We start from the raw sequence: 15,434 nt of genomic DNA, 5'->3' as shown, positions 1-15,434 counted from the left end.
CCCAATGGCCGAATATAAAGATCCCGAAAACACCATCCTGATGGAGCTGAAAAACGGCACCGTGGTGATCGAGCTGCTGCCCGATGTGGCCCCCAAACATGCCGAGCGCATGAAAGAACTGGCCCGCGCGGGCGAATATGACGGCGTGGTTTTTCACCGTGTGATCGACGGCTTCATGGCGCAGACCGGCGACGTGGCCAACGGCAAAGACCCGATGAGCCTGCGCCGCGCTGGCACCGGTGGCTCGTCGCTGCCTGATCTGCCTGCTGAATTCTCAAAGCTTCCCCACGACCGTGGCACGCTGGGGGCAGCGCGTTCGCAGAACCCAAATTCGGCCAACAGCCAGTTCTTCATCAACTTCTCGGACAACCACTTCCTGAACGGTCAGTACACGGTCTATGGCCGCGTGACTTCGGGCATGGAACATGTCGACGCGATCGTGCGTGGCGAGCCGCCAGCAGAGCCCGACCTGATGGTTTCGGTCAAGGTGGCTGCAGATGTCTAACGACAACTATACTCCGCGCGAAGGCCGTACCTTCTGGGCGGTGTTCCTTGCAGGTGTGGCGCTTGTGGTTGGCTATGCGGTCTACACGTTGTGGCCGCAAAGCTTCGAACCCAACGCTGCCATCGCGCAAAGCGATTTCCCAAAGGTCGAGATCACCGTCGCTGGCGAGGCCAATGGTGTGATCGAAATCACACTGCGCCCTGATTTGGCCCCGCAGCATGTGGAACGCATCGTCACGCTGGCCAAGGAAGGCACCTATGACAATGTGATCTTCCACCGCGTCATTGAAGGCTTCATGGCCCAAACTGGCGATGTCGAGTTTGGCAAGGCCGACGGGAACGGTGGCCGCGCGGGCATGGGCGGATCGTCCTATCCCAATCTGCCTGCCGAGTTTACGGACGAGCCCTATGTGGCCGGCACCGTGGGCATGGCGCGCTCGCAAAGCCCGAACTCGGCCAACAGTCAGTTCTTCATCATGTTCGCGCCTGGCGATTTCCTGAACGGGAAATACACCGTGGTGGGCAATGTGACAGCAGGCTTTGACGTTGTGCAGGCGATCAAACTTGGCGAAGGCCCGAACGGGGCCGTGCTGGGCAAACCGGACGTCATGACCTCGGTGCGCGTGGTGGAATAAACCTGCGCGCACGAACGCTCAAACCCTCGTGAGGGGGGCTATGGGGCCGCTTCTTTCTCTGTCAGGCTGGGTCCGACAGAAACAAAGGAGCGGCCTTATGCGTATTTTGGTGACCCTGCTTGCGATCATCGTTGGGCTTTGGGCGCAAGATGTGCGCGCAAACCCCGCCCAGTGGGAACGCGAGTTCCCGAAAACTGATTTCACGCAATCTGATATTGGCGGCTGGAATGAAATCCTGTCCGGCGGTCCCGGTCGCGATGGCATCCCGGCGCTTACCGATCCCGCCTTTCGTAAAGTCGGGGATGAGACCCGCATCGACCCCCGCGAACCCGTCCTGACGGTCGAGATCAAGGGCGCCACCCCGCGCGCCTATCCGCTGCGATACCTAACATGGCATGAAATCGTGAACGACACTGTTGGCGGCGTGCCCGTTGCCGTCACCTTCTGCCCGCTTTGCAATTCAGGCATGGTGTTTGACCGCCGCGTGGGCGGACAAGAACTGAGCTTTCGCGTGACCGGCAAGCTGCGCAACTCGGACATGGTGATGTATGACCTCCAGACCGAAAGCTGGTGGCAACAGGCGCTGGGGCAGGGGATCGTGGGCAAGCACACGGGCACCCAGCTGAAACAGCTGCCCGCGTGGATGGAAAGCTGGGCGGAATTTGCCCGCCGCAACCCTAACGGATTGGTTATGGATCAACCGCGCGCCAACCGTTCCTATGGGCGCAACCCTTATGCGGGCTATGACAGCCGTGATCGACCTTATGGTTTTTTTACAGGCGAACAGCCCCCGCATGGTGTGCCTGCACTGGCCCGTGTGGTGCGCGTTGGCGCGCGCGCATGGCCCGTTGAAAGGCTGGCACAGGAAAGCGAGATTACAGAGGCGGGCGTAACCATCAGCTGGACTGCCGGGCAAGCCTCGGCCTTAGACACGGCCCAAATCGCAAAGGGGCGCGATGTGGGTACAATCCGAGTGCGCGATGCGCAGGGCAGGGACGTCCCCCATGACGTTCTCTTCGCCTTCGCGTTCCATGCCTTTTGGCCGGATGGAAAATGGATGTTGGGGGAATGATCCCCCACACATTGAATGAAAGCGCCGCGCACCGCCGCGCCCTCTTTTTCTTGTCAGAAATATCCTGGGGTGAATGCGCAACGCGCAGAGGGGCAAAGCCCCTTACCCGTTGCCGCGCCCGCTAAACATCGCCGCATCTTCTGCCGCGCGCCGGATGGCTTTCGACTTGTTCACCGTCTCTTCATATTCGGCCTCGGCGTCGCTGTCATAGACAACGCCGCCGCCCGCCTGAATATAAAGTTTTTCGTCCTTCACCACGGCCGTGCGCAGCGCGATACACATGTCCATGTCGCCACCCGCGCTGAAATATCCCAGACCTCCGCCATAGACGCCACGCTTCTCTGGCTCCAGCTCGTCGATGATCTCCATCGCGCGGACTTTCGGCGCGCCGGAAACTGTTCCGGCTGGCATCCCGGCCATAAACGCCGACAGTGCGTCCTGATCATCGGCCAACTCACCCACCACGTTTGACACGATGTGCATGACGTGGCTGTAGCGCTCGATGATGAACTCTTCGGTCGGGCGGACCGTCCCAATCTTCGAGACCTTGCCCGTGTCGTTGCGCCCCAAATCCAGCAGCATCAGATGCTCGGCCAGCTCTTTCTGGTCGGCCAGCAGATCGGCTTCAAGCGCCTTGTCTTCCTCGGGCGTTTTGCCACGGGGACGAGTGCCCGCGATGGGGCGGATCGTGACTTCGCCATCAAAGACGCGGACCAGAATTTCAGGGCTCGCGCCCACAACTTGAAAGCCGCCGAAGTTGAAATAGAACATAAAGGGCGAGGGGTTGGTGCGCCGCAAGCTTCTGTAAAGTGCGAAGGGCGGCAGCAGGAAACTTTGGGTCCAGCGCTGGCTTGGGACCACCTGAAAGATGTCGCCCGCGCGGATGTATTCCTTGGCTTTCTCAACCGCTGCCAAATAGTCAGGCTTGGTGAAGTTGGACACAAGCGGGCCAAGTTCCTGCGCCTCGCCCAGATCACGTGTCTCGGCTGCTGTGCCACGGTCTAAATCGCGCAGCGCGTCCATTACGCGTTCGGCGGCTTGCGCATAGGCGGCCTTGGCTGTCAGGCCCGAACTAACAAAAGCGGGTGAGACAAGCGTCACGTCACCCTTAACACCATCCAGAACCGCCACGACCGAGGGACGCATCATCACAGCATCCGGCACGCCCAGCGGGTCAGGGTTCACATCAGGAAGATGTTCAACCAGCCGGATCATGTCATAGCCCAAATAACCAAACAGCCCCGCCGAAGCCTGCGGCAGGTCAGCAGGCAGATCAATCTGGCTTTCAGCCAGAACCGCACGGAAAGCATCCAACGGGTTGCCCGGCATATCCTCGAACGCATCCGCATCAAACCGCGCCATGCGGTTCACGCGGCTTGTCTTGCCCCGGCATTCCCAAATCAGGTCTGGCTTCATGCCCACGATCGAGTATCGACCGCGCACTTCGCCCCCCGTCACACTTTCCAGCATGAAACTGTCACGCCGCGCTTCGGTCAGCTTCAGCATAAGGCTGACAGGCGTGTCCAGATCTGCGGCCAGCCGAGTATAGACCACCTGATTTTTGCCAGCATTCCAACCGGCTTCGAACTCTTCAAACGAGGGCGTAAGGGACATGGATGTCTTCCCGGGTCGGATGTTACTGGAACTGCGCGTTCACGGCGTCGATCATCGGGCGGTTCAGTTCGATCCCCGCCTTGTTTTCGATGGCCCGCGAGAACGCGCTTTCGATGTCGATGGCGATTTCCTGCGCGGTCTGCGCGGCGAAATTGGCCTTGATCGCGGTGGCTTCGTCGCTGTCCTGATCAACGGGTTCAACCGCGTCCAGACGTACAAGGATTACACCGTCAACCGACGGAATGACCCGCCAATCGCCCGCTTCCATCTCAAAAACTTCGGTCAGGAAGGCAGGCGGGGTGCCTTCGACAAAGGCGTCGCGCTCTTGGCCTTCCTCGACCACTTCTGTCAAACCAAGCGAGGCAAGGCTTTCATCCCCCTGAAGCGAGGGGATCAACCCGCGTGCTTCCTCGGCCAGAAGCTCCAGCCGCTTTTCAGCCTTCCAGCCTTCCAAAACGGCCTCAGCCACTTCGGCTTGGTCTTGTACGCGCGACGGTTCCTGCGCGTCTACGCGCAGGGCAAAAACGCCGCCATCGGACATCAAGGTGATCTCGGGGAAGTCGCCTTCCGTGGCAGCCGCCGCGGCCTCGCGGAAGGCTTCATAACCGGCGATGCCGTCCAAGCTGTCAGCGGTCCAGCTGATTTGATCCAGCGCCATGTTGTGGCTTTCGCTGATCTCTTCCAGCGTTGCGCCCCCGGCCATCAGGTCGTCCAGCTCGGCCACCATGTCGCCCACGCGGCGTCGGGCGGCGTCGGCAGCAAGTTCTGCGTTCAGGTCGTCGCGGATGTCCTCAAACGCGGTGCTCTGCGCGGCCAGAATGGCGTTGACGCGGAACAGGGCCGGACCAAGGTCGCTGGGAAGCGGCCCAACAATGCCCGGTTCGGTCAATGCAAAAACGGCGTCACCAGCAGCGCCAAGTTCGGCCTTGCTGACATCGCCCAGATCAATATCCGACAGCTCCAACTGACGCTCGCCAACCACGTCTTCAAAGGTGGTTTCGCCCGCGGTAATCGCGTCGAAAGCGGCCTGCGCCTCTTCCTCGGTTCCCAGAACCAGACGCTCGACCAAGCGACGCTCGGGCTGGTTATATTGGGCGTCACGCTCGTCATAGAGCGCCTTGACCTGCGCCTCGTCTACCTGAATGTCGCTGACCAAAGTTTGCGGGTCCAGCCACGCATAGGTGATCTGCTTGGTCTCGGGCAGGGTGAAATCTGCCGGATGTGCGTCGTAATAGGCGGTCAATTCCTCCTCGCTTGCATCGGGAAGCGCGGTGGTCAGGCGTGACAGGGGCAGCTCGGCCCAGGTGAAGCTCCGCGCCTCGCGTGCAAAGCCATAAAGCGTGTCGACATAGGTGTCATCGGCCACGATCCCATTGGTGACAGCGGCTTGCAGGATTTGGCGGCTGACCTCGGCGCGCAGGCTTTGTTCAAACTCCGAGGCCGTCAGCCCCGATTGTTCCAACGCAAAGCGATAGCTTTCGCGGTCAAACTTCCCGTCCACACCCGCAAACGCAGGAATATCCACGATGCGCGCGCGCAACTGCTCGTCACCGACCGAGATGCCAAGACGCGCGGTCTCATCCTCAAGCGCAACAGCAGCGATCACCCGCGCCAGCGCCCGTTGATCCAGCCCAAAGGCTTGGGCTTGCTGCATGGTAAACCGTTCCCCGGTTTGCGCTTCGAACGCGTTCAACTCCGACTGCAACTCGCGCGAATACCGGCGCGCGTCGATCTCGGTGTTGCCCACCGTGCCAACTGCCCCGGCCGCGCCTCCGAAATTGGTCGATCCGAACCCTACGAGTCCCACCATCACAAGACCCATCAGGATCCAACCGAAGGTACGAGAAGCCTTGCCAGTCGCCATGGACGCTTTCCTTTTCATCTGACTGTTGCCGAGGTTTGTAGGCGGTTCATCGCGGAATGCCAAGCCGCCCCGCGCAAGGGATTAAGACTGAGGACTAAGGTTGAAATTCAACCAGCCGGGTCAAAGCGGTCTGAATGCCTGCCGCGTCAATGTTGGCAAAGGCCACACGCATCTGTTGCGCGCCGCTTTTGTCACCTTGGGGCGTGAACATCGTGCCGGGCAGGGCAAGCAGGCTGGCCTTGCCGACCAATGCCTGCGCCAACTGGTCCGACGGCATGTCAAACGGGTGTTGAAGATAGGCAAAATAGGCCCCGCAGCCCATCAGTTTCCAGCCCCGTTCAGCCAAAGGGGCGAACCCGTCGCACATTGCCTGCGCGCGGGTCAGGATTTCGATCCTCTCCCCAGCCAGCCATGCGTCCAGATTGCGCAAGCCCCAAAGGGCCGCGTGTTGGCCCAATTGGGCGGGGCAGATGGTGACTGTGTCCAGAAATTTCTCAACCTCGATCAATCGCATGGGCGAGGTCAGCACGGAACCGACCCGGTGCCCGGTCAGGCGATAAGATTTCGAGAAACTGTAAAGCTGAATGACCGTGTCGTCCCATTCAGGATCGGTCAAAAGATCATGTTGCGCGCCCTCGCCGCTGTGGAAATCGCGATAGGTCTCGTCCACGATCAACGCAATCCCATGCGCGCGCGCCAGATCGCGGAATGCCGCAACCAGATCGGCGGGGTATTCCACGCCAGTCGGATTGTTCGGTGTCACAAGCGCAATGGCGCGCGTGCGGGGCGTGATTAGGGCCGCCGCCTTGTCGGGATCGGGCAGCAAATCATCGCCAGTGGCCAGCGGCACAGCCGTGATTCCCCCAATGTCGAGCCACATTTTATGGTTGAAATACCATGGGGTTGGCAGAATAACCTCATTTCCCGGCGCAGCCAATGTTGCAATCGTTGCCGCAAAGGCCTGATTGCAGCCCGAGGTGATCGCCACATTCTGCGCAGACACCGCGGCGCCGTAATGCCGGTTGATGTTATATGCAAGCTCGTTCCGCAATGCAGGCAAGCCCAATACAGGCCCGTACAAATGCGTCTCGGGCTGGCGCAGCACGGCCTCGGCCATTGCTTCGCGCATGGGTTCTGGGGGCGGATCCACCGGGGCAGCTTGGCTGACATTGATCAAAGGACGATCCGGCGAAAAGCTCTTTCCCTCCAACCAACGCCGTGCCTCCATCACCGGGGGCGAAAACGTGTTGGCAAGGTTGGGGTTCAAAAGCATTGGCGGTCTCTCGTATCGCTGTCCGCGGCGACCCTAGCAACGATAAAAGAGCGCGACAATCGAAGATCTGCGCGCCCTTCCTCTTGCACAAAGTACCTTGGGGTGAATGCGCAAAGCGCAGAGGGGCAACGCCCCTCAAGGCTCACATAGTGAGCCACCGAACGGCTTAGCCTTCCAGCACCACCAACGCGTGCCGCTTCTTACCCGCAGACAGCTTCATCGGTGCAGCCAAATCATCCGCCCCGATCATCCGGATTTCCGTCAAAGCTTCATCATTCACTTTGGCGCCGTTCTCAGAAATCAAGCGCTTGGCTTCCTTGCCCGATTTCACCAGCCCCGCCTTCACAAACAACTGAATGATCGAGATCCCGTCGACCATATCATCAGCCGACAAAGTGATCGTCGGCAGATCATCACCGGCACCACCTTTTTCAAACACTTCTCGCGCGGTCGCCTCAGCAGCGGCAGCTGCCTCTTTCCCGTGAAGAAGGGTCGTGACCTCATTGGCAAGAATGATCTTGGCTTCATTGATTTCCGCGCCTTCCAAAGCGCCCAGACGGTCGCATTCCTCGACGGGAAGTTCTGTGAAAATCTTCAGGAACTTACCTGTGTCGGCATCCGTGGTATTGCGCCAGAATTGCCAGAATTCATAAGGGCTTAGCATGTCGCCATTCAGCCAGATCGCGCCGCCTTGGCTTTTGCCCATCTTGCGCCCGTCCGAGGTCGTCAACAAAGGTGTCGTCAGACCGAAAATCTGGTTGTCCAAAACGCGCCGGGTCAGGTCGATCCCGTTGACGATATTGCCCCATTGGTCCGAGCCACCCATCTGAAGCAGACAGCCATAGCGGCGGTTCAGTTCAAGAAAGTCATAGGCCTGAAGAATCATATAGTTGAACTCGAGAAAGCTTAGGCTTTGCTCACGGTCCAGGCGCGACTTCACGCTTTCAAACGACAACATCCGGTTGACCGAGAAATGCCGCCCGATGTCGCGCAGGAAGTCCAGATAATTCAGTTCGTCCAGCCATTCTGCATTGTTCAGCATGATGGCATCCGTCGCGCCGTCGCCATAGGCCAGGAACTTTGCGAAAACCTGCTGCATCCCGTTGATGTTCGCTTCGATCTGCTCGGGTCCAAGCAACGGGCGCTCATCCGAACGGAAAGACGGATCGCCCACTTTGGTTGTACCACCGCCCATCAGGGTAATGGGCTTATGGCCACATTTTTGTAGCCAGCGCAGCACCATGATGTTCATAAGATGCCCGACATGCAAAGACTGCGCGGTCGCGTCATATCCGATATAGGCAGGCACGACACCCTCAACCAAAGCTTCGTCCAGCGCTTGATAATCGGTGCAATCGGCCAGAAAGCCGCGCTCGATCATCACACGCATGAAGTCGGATTTCGGGTGGTAGGTCATCGTTTTTCGGTCCATCCTGTCTGCATTGGCCTTCCGTATAGACGGGGGCCGCGAAAAGGGAAAGAGCGTGTTGGCAATGGTGACTGAGAACAAGCCGATTTGGGCGTTGGGGATGATGTCTGGCACGTCGTTGGATGGGGTGGACGCCGCACTTGTGCAAACCGATGGCACGCGCATTCACGCTTTTGGGGCAAGCACGTATTCGAACTACACGGGCGCTCAGCGGGCCGATCTGCGCGCGGCCCTTGGACAATGGCCGGACGGGCCCGAAGTGGCTGCGGCCGCCAAAGTCAGCGACGCCGCGCATATTGCCGTGGCAAGGACGCTGCTGACGGATAATCGCGCCGATCTTCTGGGCTATCACGGGCAAACGCTGGCCCATGATCCAGTGGGTGGGCGTACGCACCAAGCGGGGGATGGGCAGGTGTTGGCGGATGCTTTGAACCTGCCCACGGTCTGGGATTTCCGCAGCGAAGATGTGGCGCAAGGGGGCGAGGGCGCACCATTGGCCCCGTTCTTCCACCACGCCTGTGCGCGCTTCATCGGGGCAGATTCCCCTATCGCTTTCCTGAATCTGGGCGGCGTCGGCAATGTCACATGGGTCGACCCGCGCATCGCCGCGCCCGAGGCGCCCAATGCCTGTCTTGCCTTCGACACTGGACCAGCCAACGCACCGATCAACGATCTGATGCAGACCCGGCTTGGGAAAGCACTGGACCAAGGTGGCGCACTGGCCCTGTCAGGCACGGCGGATGAGCGGATCGTGCAGAGCTTTCTGCAACATCCCTATTTCACACGCCAACCGCCAAAATCCTTGGATCGGGATGGGTTTCCCGATCTTCTGCCATCGGTCAAGATGTTGCCCGACGCGGATGCTGTCCGCACGCTGGTTGCCTGCGCAGCCGAGGCCATCGCCCAAGGCATGAGCCACTGCCCAAGCGCGCCGACCCGGCTGCTAATCACCGGCGGAGGCCGCAAGAACGCGGCTTTCATGCAGGAATTGACGGCCCGCCTATCTGTCCCGGTGCAAGACATAGACGACACGGGACTGGACGGAGACATGCTGGAAGCCCAAGCCTTTGCCTATTTGGCGGTGCGTGTCGCACGTGGGATGCCGATATCGGGTCCGACGACCACAGGCGTCAGCTTTCCGACCTGCGGAGGTCGGATCTCGCATCCATCAGATAGTTGAATTTGTCTAGGTACGCGCGACGGTCGCCTTGTCGGTATAGAACGCCATATGCCCCTTGATCTGCTCAAGATCCTCAATCGGGGCGTCATAGGACCACGCCGCGTCCTCGATCACGGTCGATTTCGTCTGGATCGAGAAGTGCTTCGCCTCGCCTTTGTAAGGGCAGGTGGTGACCGTCGCGCTGTTGTCCAAAAACGCCGTCGCAATGTCATCGCGCGGGAAATAGATCACCGGCGGCAGATCCCCTTCGCGCAACTCCAACGCATCGCGGCTTTCCCCAATCACAGCACCCCCGGCGCGAACGGTCCATTTGCCTTCAGCGGCGCGAATGTTGATGTGGTCAGCCATTATTCTTCTTTCTCTTTGCGTTTGCGCGGCACCTTATCAGATCTTGTGTGAAAATCGCGTGTCAAATTGGCGCGCAGACCCGTTTCAACCAATCCGACGCTGCGTCAGAGACTTGATCCGTCAGCATTTTCAGTGTTTTGGCGTGATAGGCGTTCAGCCAGTCGCGCTCGTCGCTTGACAGCATTTCAGCCACGATCAGCGACGTGTCGATGGGCACATAGGTCAGGGTTTCTAGGTTCAGCATCGTGCGCTCGGCGTCGCCGCCTGCAGGAACGTTGGCGTTCTGCACGACGACAAGGTTTTCCAGCCGGATGCCGAAAGCGCCATTGCGGTAATATCCCGGTTCATTGGACAGGATCATGCCCGGCAGAAGTTCCACATCCGAAATGGGCGAAAACCTTTGCGGCCCCTCATGCACCGAAAGATAAGCGCCCACACCATGCCCGGTTCCGTGATTGAAATCCTGATGCGCGGCCCAAAGCGGATAGCGCGCAATTGCGTCCAGATCACGGCCCGTACGACCCTTGGGAAAATACGTGCGAGACAGGGCAATCATCCCCTGCAAAACACGGGTAAAACAGCGCTTTTCGTCCTCTCCCACCTCGCCGACACGTAAGACTCGGGTGATGTCGGTGGTACCATCACGATATTGCCCGCCGCTGTCCAGAACCACCAGATTGCCGTCTTCAAGAGGGCGGTTCGTGCCCTCGGTCACGCGATAATGCATGATCGCGCCATTGGGGCCAGCGCCTGCGATGGTCTCGAACGAGATGTCCATCAGCGCGTTGGTTGCACGGCGTTTTTCCTCCAGTTGTTTGACCAAATCGATTTCGGTCAGGCTGGTTTTGTCGGCCGCATCGAACCACGCCAAGAATTCAACAACCGCAGCGGCATCGCGCGTGTGCGCGGCGCGTGCGCCCTTCAACTCGGTCGGGTTCTTTTGCGCCTTGGGCAGGATCGCGGGATCCTTGGCCCAGTCAATGTCGATCCCGGCTTCCGACAGGATTTGCCAGACCGCATAGGGGGCCGAGCCACGGTCCACGCGCACCGGGCCCTCCAGACGTGTCAGAGCGGACCGAAACTCGCGGATCGGATGCAAGCTTACATCCGCATCAAACCGCGCCTCGACTGTGCGGCCTTCGGTGGCGAAAAATTGGACCGAGGCATCGTCAGCCAAAACTGCAAAGCCCTGCACAACCGGGATGCTGGGGATGTCATTGCCGCGAATGTTCAACAGCCACGCGATGCTGTCAGACAGGGTGATTGCGCAGGTTTTCTGCCCTTTGGCCAGCAGCTCGTCCGCCAGTTCGCTTCGTTTCGCAGCACTGGATTGACCAGCAAATTCAATTGGTTGCTCTACGATTTTGCCAGACGGAGGGGCAGGGCGATCCTCCCAAATCTGGTCCACCAGATTGTCGGTCGGAACCAACGTGACGCCGGTCCCTTCCAGCGCTTTTTCAATCTTCTCGATCTCGGATTTCGTGTGCAGCCATGGGTCAAATCCGATCCGCGCCTTGCCTTTGATCAGGTCTTTTAGCCAATCCCCCGGTTGCACTTCGGGCCAATCGACAGGGGTATATGCCGCCATATCAGCCTGTTCACGCACCTGCATACGGTATCGCCCATCGACGAACACCCCAGCGGTTCCCTTCAATGCAATGCAGAACCCCGCCGACCCGGTAAACCCGGTCAACCACGCCAATCGCGCGTCGCAATCGGCGACATATTCGCCTTGATGGGTGTCGGCACGCGGCACAAAGAAACCATCCAGCCCCTTCATCCCCATCGCGCGGCGCAGACGTTCGAGCCGGGCAGCCCCTTTGCTTGGGTCAGCAGTGGTTGCGAAGGTCTGGAACATCTCTGTCTCCGAAGTCAGGTGGCGAAAACAAGACACGCCCGCGAAAGGCGGGCGCGTGTTGGGCGCAACATGCCGCGAAACGGGCAGGATGAAAAGAGCCTACATCGCTTTCTTGATACCCATAACGCGGGCGCGGGCGCGGGGATCACTGTCAAAGAGCGCCGCCAATTGCTCGGTCATAGCACCCGCCAATTGTTCGACATCCGTGATCGTCACCGCGCGGTCGTAATAGCGCGTCACGTCATGGCCAATCCCGATGGCCAGAAGCTCCACCTGCTTGCGCTTCTCGACCATTTCGATCACGTCGCGCAGGTGTTTTTCCAGATAATTCGCGGGATTAACGGACAAAGTTGAATCGTCCACCGGAGCGCCATCTGAAATCACCATCAGGATCTTGCGCTGCTCAGGCCGCGCTACGATCCGGCGATGCGCCCATTCCAAGGCCTCGCCATCGATGTTTTCCTTCAGCAGGCCTTCCTTCATCATCAAGCCCAGATTGTCTCGCGTGCGGCGCATCGGGGCATCGGCCTTTTTATAGATGATGTGGCGCAGGTCGTTCAGGCGACCGGGCTGCTGTGGCCTCCCGTCTGCCAACCATTTTTCACGCGCAAGGCCACCTTTCCAGGCGCGGGTGGTAAAGCCAAGAACCTCGACCTTCACCTGACAGCGTTCCAGCGTGCGCGACAGCACATCCGCGCAGATCGCCGCGATCGAGATCGGACGCCCGCGCATGGACCCCGAGTTGTCCAAAAGCAGCGTCACAACCGTATCGCGGAACTCGGTGTCTTTTTCCTGCTTGAAAGATAAGGGCGTGGTCGGGTTTGCCACCACACGGGCCAGACGACCTGCGTCCAGAATGCCTTCCTCAAGATCGAACAACCACGAACGGTTCTGCTGCGCCTGTAGACGGCGTTGCAGCTTGTTGGCCAGACGCGACACGGCGCCTTTCAACGGCTCCAACTGCTGATCCAGATAGGCGCGCAGGCGCTCCAATTCGGCAGGCTCGGCCAAATCCTCGGCCATGATCTCTTCATCATGCTCGTTGTGAAAAACCAGATAATCCGGGTCCGCATCCGATGCGGGCTGAGGCGTGGGCGGCTCAAGCGGCGCTTCGGCGTCGGGCATTTCAGCCTCTTCGCCCATCTCGTCCTCGGCCATGTCATCCATCGTGACCTGCGCCTCGGATTGATCCATCTGCTCGTCTTGCGAGCGTTCGGGATCGGCTTCGGCCTCTTCCTCGTCCGGGGATTGTTCCGAGTTCGGATCGTCCTGCTGTTCTTCTTCCTCAGCCTGCGCTTCGTCCTCGTTTTCCTCGTCCTCGGCGTCCGGGTCGTCGCCCAGCTGATCGCCATAGCCCAGATCCTCGATGATCTGGCGCGCAAAGCGCGAGAATGCTTGCTGGTCTTGCAGCGCGCTGGTCAGGTCATCCAGATGTTCACCACATTGCGCTTCGATGAAGTCGCGCCACAGACCCATCACGTTGTTAGCGGCAGCCGGAAGCTCGCGCCCCGTGGCCAGATGGCGCATCAGGTATCCGGCGGCGACGGGCAGGGGGGCGTCGGCGGCGGCGGTGATCTGGTCATAGCCCGCACGTTCCGCTTCGTGCCCGATCTTGGCGTCGATATTGCCCGCGGTGCCCGGCATGTCGCGGGCCCCCAGAGCTTCGCACCGGGCGGTTTCTATGGCGTCATAGATCTCGCGCGCCATGTTGCCCGCGGGGGCGTATTTCACAAAGGTCGCTTCGTCGTGGTACCGCAGCTTCATGGCATAGGCATCCGCCGTGCCACGCGCCAACAGAACCTCGTCCTTGGTCATCCGCCGCGTGACCTGAGGCAGGCGCATCGCGTCGCGGCTGACGCCCGAGGGGTCCACCGTAAAGCTGACCGACAGCTCCGGCTCGTCGGCAAGCGTTTTCGTCGCCTCAGCCAGCGCTTTCTTGAACGGATCAGCAGGGTTGTCGGTGGGTTTTTTCATCGCGTTTCGTTTCTGTCTGAGCGCCTTAGAATTTCATGATGACGCCATGATCGGTGACCGTTACGCCGTCTTTTTGGTTTGTGATTTCGTCAGGCCATTTTAGTTCTGTGCGTGAACCGTTTGCCGTCTCCACTTTGTCGATCGGCTTCAAAGGTAGATCGCTGCATCTCGATTGTTCATCCAAAAGCAAGTAGGTGGTTTTTGGCTCAACGTAAGGCTGAAGCTGAGGGTACTCTCGGATTCGCGCATATTTCTTGCCGTCGAACATAACAATCATGTCGGTTGCGGCGCCTCTGGGGCAGAGCTCACGAGGAGAGGGGTGCGACGAATTTCTGTTCCTCACCTTGCAGTCAACTCCGGGTCGCGAACAAGACGTAAAGAAGTATTCTACAGAGCAATAGGCAACAACGTCGTCAGTAAACCTAGACAAATCTTCAAGACGTTCGGGTGCGTATTTGTCGCTGTTATCAACAGTGGCGCATACTGGTGTGTCTGTAAAATCCACTTCACCCCATGCGGATGAGACCCAGCATTGAGAAGCAATTGTTGCTATTACCGCCACTGTCCGGAACACATCATCACCCCAAGCTCATGCTCACCGCGCTCTCCGGCAGTTCTTCGTCGAAGCAGCGCTGATAGAACTCGGCGACGATCTGGCGTTCAAGCTCGTCACATTTGTTCAGGAAGGACAGGCGGAAGGCATAGCCGACCGAGCGGAAGATCGACGCGTTTTGCGCCCAGTTGATCACGGTCCGTGGGCTCATGACGGTGGACAGGTCGCCGTTCATAAAGGCCGTGCGGGTCAGGTCCGCGACGGTGACCATCTGGCTGACGGTCTGGCGGCCGGTTTCGGTGTTCAGGAACGGGTTTTTCGCCAGCACGATGTTGGTTTCTGCGTCATGCGACAGATAGTTCAGCGTGGCGACCAGTGACCAGCGGTCCATCTGCGCTTGGTTGATCTGCTGCACGCCGTGGTACAGCCCGGTTGTGTCGCCCAGACCCACGGTGTTCGCAGTGGCGAACAGGCGGAAGGACGGGTGGGGGGTGATGACCTCGTTCTGGTCCAGAAGGGTCAGCTTGCCGTCATGCTCCAACACACGCTGGATGACGAACATCACGTCGGCACGGCCTGCATCGTATTCATCGAACACAATGGCCGTGGGGTTACGCAGCGCCCAAGGCAGGATGCCTTCCTGAAACTCGGTGACCTGCATCCCGTCTTTCAGCTTGATCGCGTCTTTCCCGATCAAGTCGATCCGGCTGATGTGGCTGTCCAGGTTCACACGCACGGCGGGCCAGTTCAGACGGGCCGCAACCTGTTCGATATGGGTCGATTTACCCGTGCCGTGATAGCCCTGAACCATCACGCGGCGGTTGTGCGAAAAACCCGCCAGAATGGCCAGTGTGGTGTCCGGGTCGAATTTATAGGTGCTGTCGATCTCGGGCACGCGGCTGGTGCGCTCGGCGAAGCCCTTCACGATCATATCGCTGTCGATGCCGAAAACTTCACGAACCGAGATGTCTTCGGTCGGTTTCGCGTTCATATCCAGGGTGCCGTCTGCCATGTGGGTGATCCTTCTGTCGCGCGCCGCATTGCGCGCCTATTGCACGTTGTTGCGCCCGTGATGCCCGATGATGCGCGGTCGTGCAAGGGGAAGGGATTGGAAAAGGTACCGCTGGGCA

The 15,434-nt window shown here is 59.5% G+C and carries 13 protein-coding genes; 4 read left to right on the top strand and 9 right to left on the bottom strand.

All coding sequences use genetic code 11. From position 1 onward, the window contains the following. The first annotated feature begins 4 nt into the window (after positions 1-4). From ACXAH3_RS04860 to ACXAH3_RS04850, 3 genes are all read left to right on the top strand, one after another. Positions 5-505, top strand: a complete 501-nt coding sequence (locus tag ACXAH3_RS04860; RefSeq protein WP_474860931.1) for a peptidylprolyl isomerase — start codon at positions 5-7, stop codon at positions 503-505. After that, positions 498-1,139: a peptidylprolyl isomerase gene (locus tag ACXAH3_RS04855; protein WP_474860930.1), complete on the top strand. Its 642-nt coding sequence runs from the start codon at positions 498-500 to the stop codon at positions 1,137-1,139. The genes ACXAH3_RS04860 and ACXAH3_RS04855 overlap by 8 nt, the downstream gene beginning before the upstream one ends. 97 nt (positions 1,140-1,236) lie before the next feature. Continuing rightward, the gene (locus ACXAH3_RS04850) at positions 1,237-2,211 is read left to right on the top strand and encodes a DUF3179 domain-containing protein (RefSeq protein WP_474860929.1); all 975 of its coding nucleotides are present in this window, start codon (positions 1,237-1,239) and stop codon (positions 2,209-2,211) included. Between the two features lie 102 nt (positions 2,212-2,313). On the opposite strand, the gene trpE is transcribed toward ACXAH3_RS04850, so the two are convergent. From trpE to tyrS, 4 genes are all read right to left on the bottom strand, one after another. Further along, on the bottom strand, positions 2,314-3,825 hold the full coding sequence (gene trpE, locus ACXAH3_RS04845; RefSeq protein ID WP_474860928.1) for an anthranilate synthase component I: 1,512 nt from the start codon (positions 3,823-3,825) through the stop codon (positions 2,314-2,316). Positions 3,826-3,847: 22 nt separating this feature from the next. Next, on the bottom strand, positions 3,848-5,689 hold the full coding sequence (locus ACXAH3_RS04840; RefSeq protein ID WP_474860927.1) for a SurA N-terminal domain-containing protein: 1,842 nt from the start codon (positions 5,687-5,689) through the stop codon (positions 3,848-3,850). 94 nt (positions 5,690-5,783) lie between these two features. Beyond that, positions 5,784-6,962, bottom strand: coding sequence for an aminotransferase (locus ACXAH3_RS04835; protein ID WP_474860926.1), 1,179 nt, complete (start codon positions 6,960-6,962; stop codon positions 5,784-5,786). A 166-nt stretch (positions 6,963-7,128) separates the two neighbouring features. Beyond that, positions 7,129-8,379, bottom strand: a complete 1,251-nt coding sequence (gene tyrS / locus ACXAH3_RS04830; RefSeq protein WP_474861155.1) for a tyrosine--tRNA ligase — start codon at positions 8,377-8,379, stop codon at positions 7,129-7,131. 79 nt (positions 8,380-8,458) lie between these two features. Here tyrS and ACXAH3_RS04825 point away from each other — a divergent pair, with 79 nt between their 5' ends. Then, positions 8,459-9,571: an anhydro-N-acetylmuramic acid kinase gene (locus tag ACXAH3_RS04825; RefSeq protein WP_474861154.1), complete on the top strand. Its 1,113-nt coding sequence runs from the start codon at positions 8,459-8,461 to the stop codon at positions 9,569-9,571. 6 nt (positions 9,572-9,577) lie between these two features. Here ACXAH3_RS04825 and ACXAH3_RS04820 read toward each other — a convergent pair whose 3' ends face one another. The 5 genes from ACXAH3_RS04820 to cobS form a co-directional block, all read right to left on the bottom strand. Then, complete coding sequence (locus ACXAH3_RS04820; protein WP_474860925.1) at positions 9,578-9,919, bottom strand: DUF427 domain-containing protein; 342 nt, start codon at positions 9,917-9,919, stop codon at positions 9,578-9,580. A 61-nt stretch (positions 9,920-9,980) separates the two neighbouring features. Next, entirely contained in the window at positions 9,981-11,777 is a 1,797-nt protein-coding gene (locus ACXAH3_RS04815; RefSeq protein ID WP_474860924.1) for an aminopeptidase P family protein, read from the bottom strand. Positions 11,778-11,876: 99 nt separating this feature from the next. Beyond that, positions 11,877-13,751 carry a cobaltochelatase subunit CobT gene (cobT, locus tag ACXAH3_RS04810; protein WP_474860923.1) on the bottom strand — a complete coding sequence of 625 codons (1,875 nt, stop codon included), beginning with the start codon at positions 13,749-13,751 and terminating at the stop codon, positions 11,877-11,879. Between the two features lie 25 nt (positions 13,752-13,776). Continuing rightward, positions 13,777-14,028 (bottom strand): hypothetical protein, encoded by a 252-nt coding sequence (locus tag ACXAH3_RS04805; protein ID WP_474860922.1) that lies wholly within the window; start codon positions 14,026-14,028, stop codon positions 13,777-13,779. A gap of 301 nt (positions 14,029-14,329) precedes the next feature. Next, positions 14,330-15,316 (bottom strand): cobaltochelatase subunit CobS, encoded by a 987-nt coding sequence (gene cobS / locus ACXAH3_RS04800; protein WP_474860921.1) that lies wholly within the window; start codon positions 15,314-15,316, stop codon positions 14,330-14,332. Positions 15,317-15,434 lie beyond the last annotated feature (118 nt).

The sequence above is a fragment of the Aliiroseovarius sp. ABM4_368 genome (assembly GCF_056161205.1).
The sequence above is the reverse complement of the archived record's forward strand: the minus strand, read 5'-3'. Positions and strand labels throughout refer to the sequence as shown.

Bases quoted from the DNA above. Each gene is read 5' to 3' on its own strand.
- cobS (WP_474860921.1), bottom strand. From the start codon at position 15,316: ATGGCAGACGGCACCCTGGATATGAACGCGAAACCGACCGAAGACATC.
- ACXAH3_RS04850 (WP_474860929.1), top strand. From the start codon at position 1,237: ATGCGTATTTTGGTGACCCTGCTTGCGATCATCGTTGGGCTTTGGGCG.
- ACXAH3_RS04815 (WP_474860924.1), bottom strand. From the start codon at position 11,777: ATGTTCCAGACCTTCGCAACCACTGCTGACCCAAGCAAAGGGGCTGCC.
- ACXAH3_RS04835 (WP_474860926.1), bottom strand. From the start codon at position 6,962: ATGCTTTTGAACCCCAACCTTGCCAACACGTTTTCGCCCCCGGTGATG.
- ACXAH3_RS04860 (WP_474860931.1), top strand. From the start codon at position 5: ATGGCCGAATATAAAGATCCCGAAAACACCATCCTGATGGAGCTGAAA.
- trpE (WP_474860928.1), bottom strand. From the start codon at position 3,825: ATGTCCCTTACGCCCTCGTTTGAAGAGTTCGAAGCCGGTTGGAATGCT.
- cobT (WP_474860923.1), bottom strand. From the start codon at position 13,751: ATGAAAAAACCCACCGACAACCCTGCTGATCCGTTCAAGAAAGCGCTG.
- tyrS (WP_474861155.1), bottom strand. From the start codon at position 8,379: ATGACCTACCACCCGAAATCCGACTTCATGCGTGTGATGATCGAGCGC.
- ACXAH3_RS04805 (WP_474860922.1), bottom strand. From the start codon at position 14,028: ATGATTGTTATGTTCGACGGCAAGAAATATGCGCGAATCCGAGAGTAC.
- ACXAH3_RS04820 (WP_474860925.1), bottom strand. From the start codon at position 9,919: ATGGCTGACCACATCAACATTCGCGCCGCTGAAGGCAAATGGACCGTT.
- ACXAH3_RS04840 (WP_474860927.1), bottom strand. From the start codon at position 5,689: ATGGCGACTGGCAAGGCTTCTCGTACCTTCGGTTGGATCCTGATGGGT.
- ACXAH3_RS04855 (WP_474860930.1), top strand. From the start codon at position 498: ATGTCTAACGACAACTATACTCCGCGCGAAGGCCGTACCTTCTGGGCG.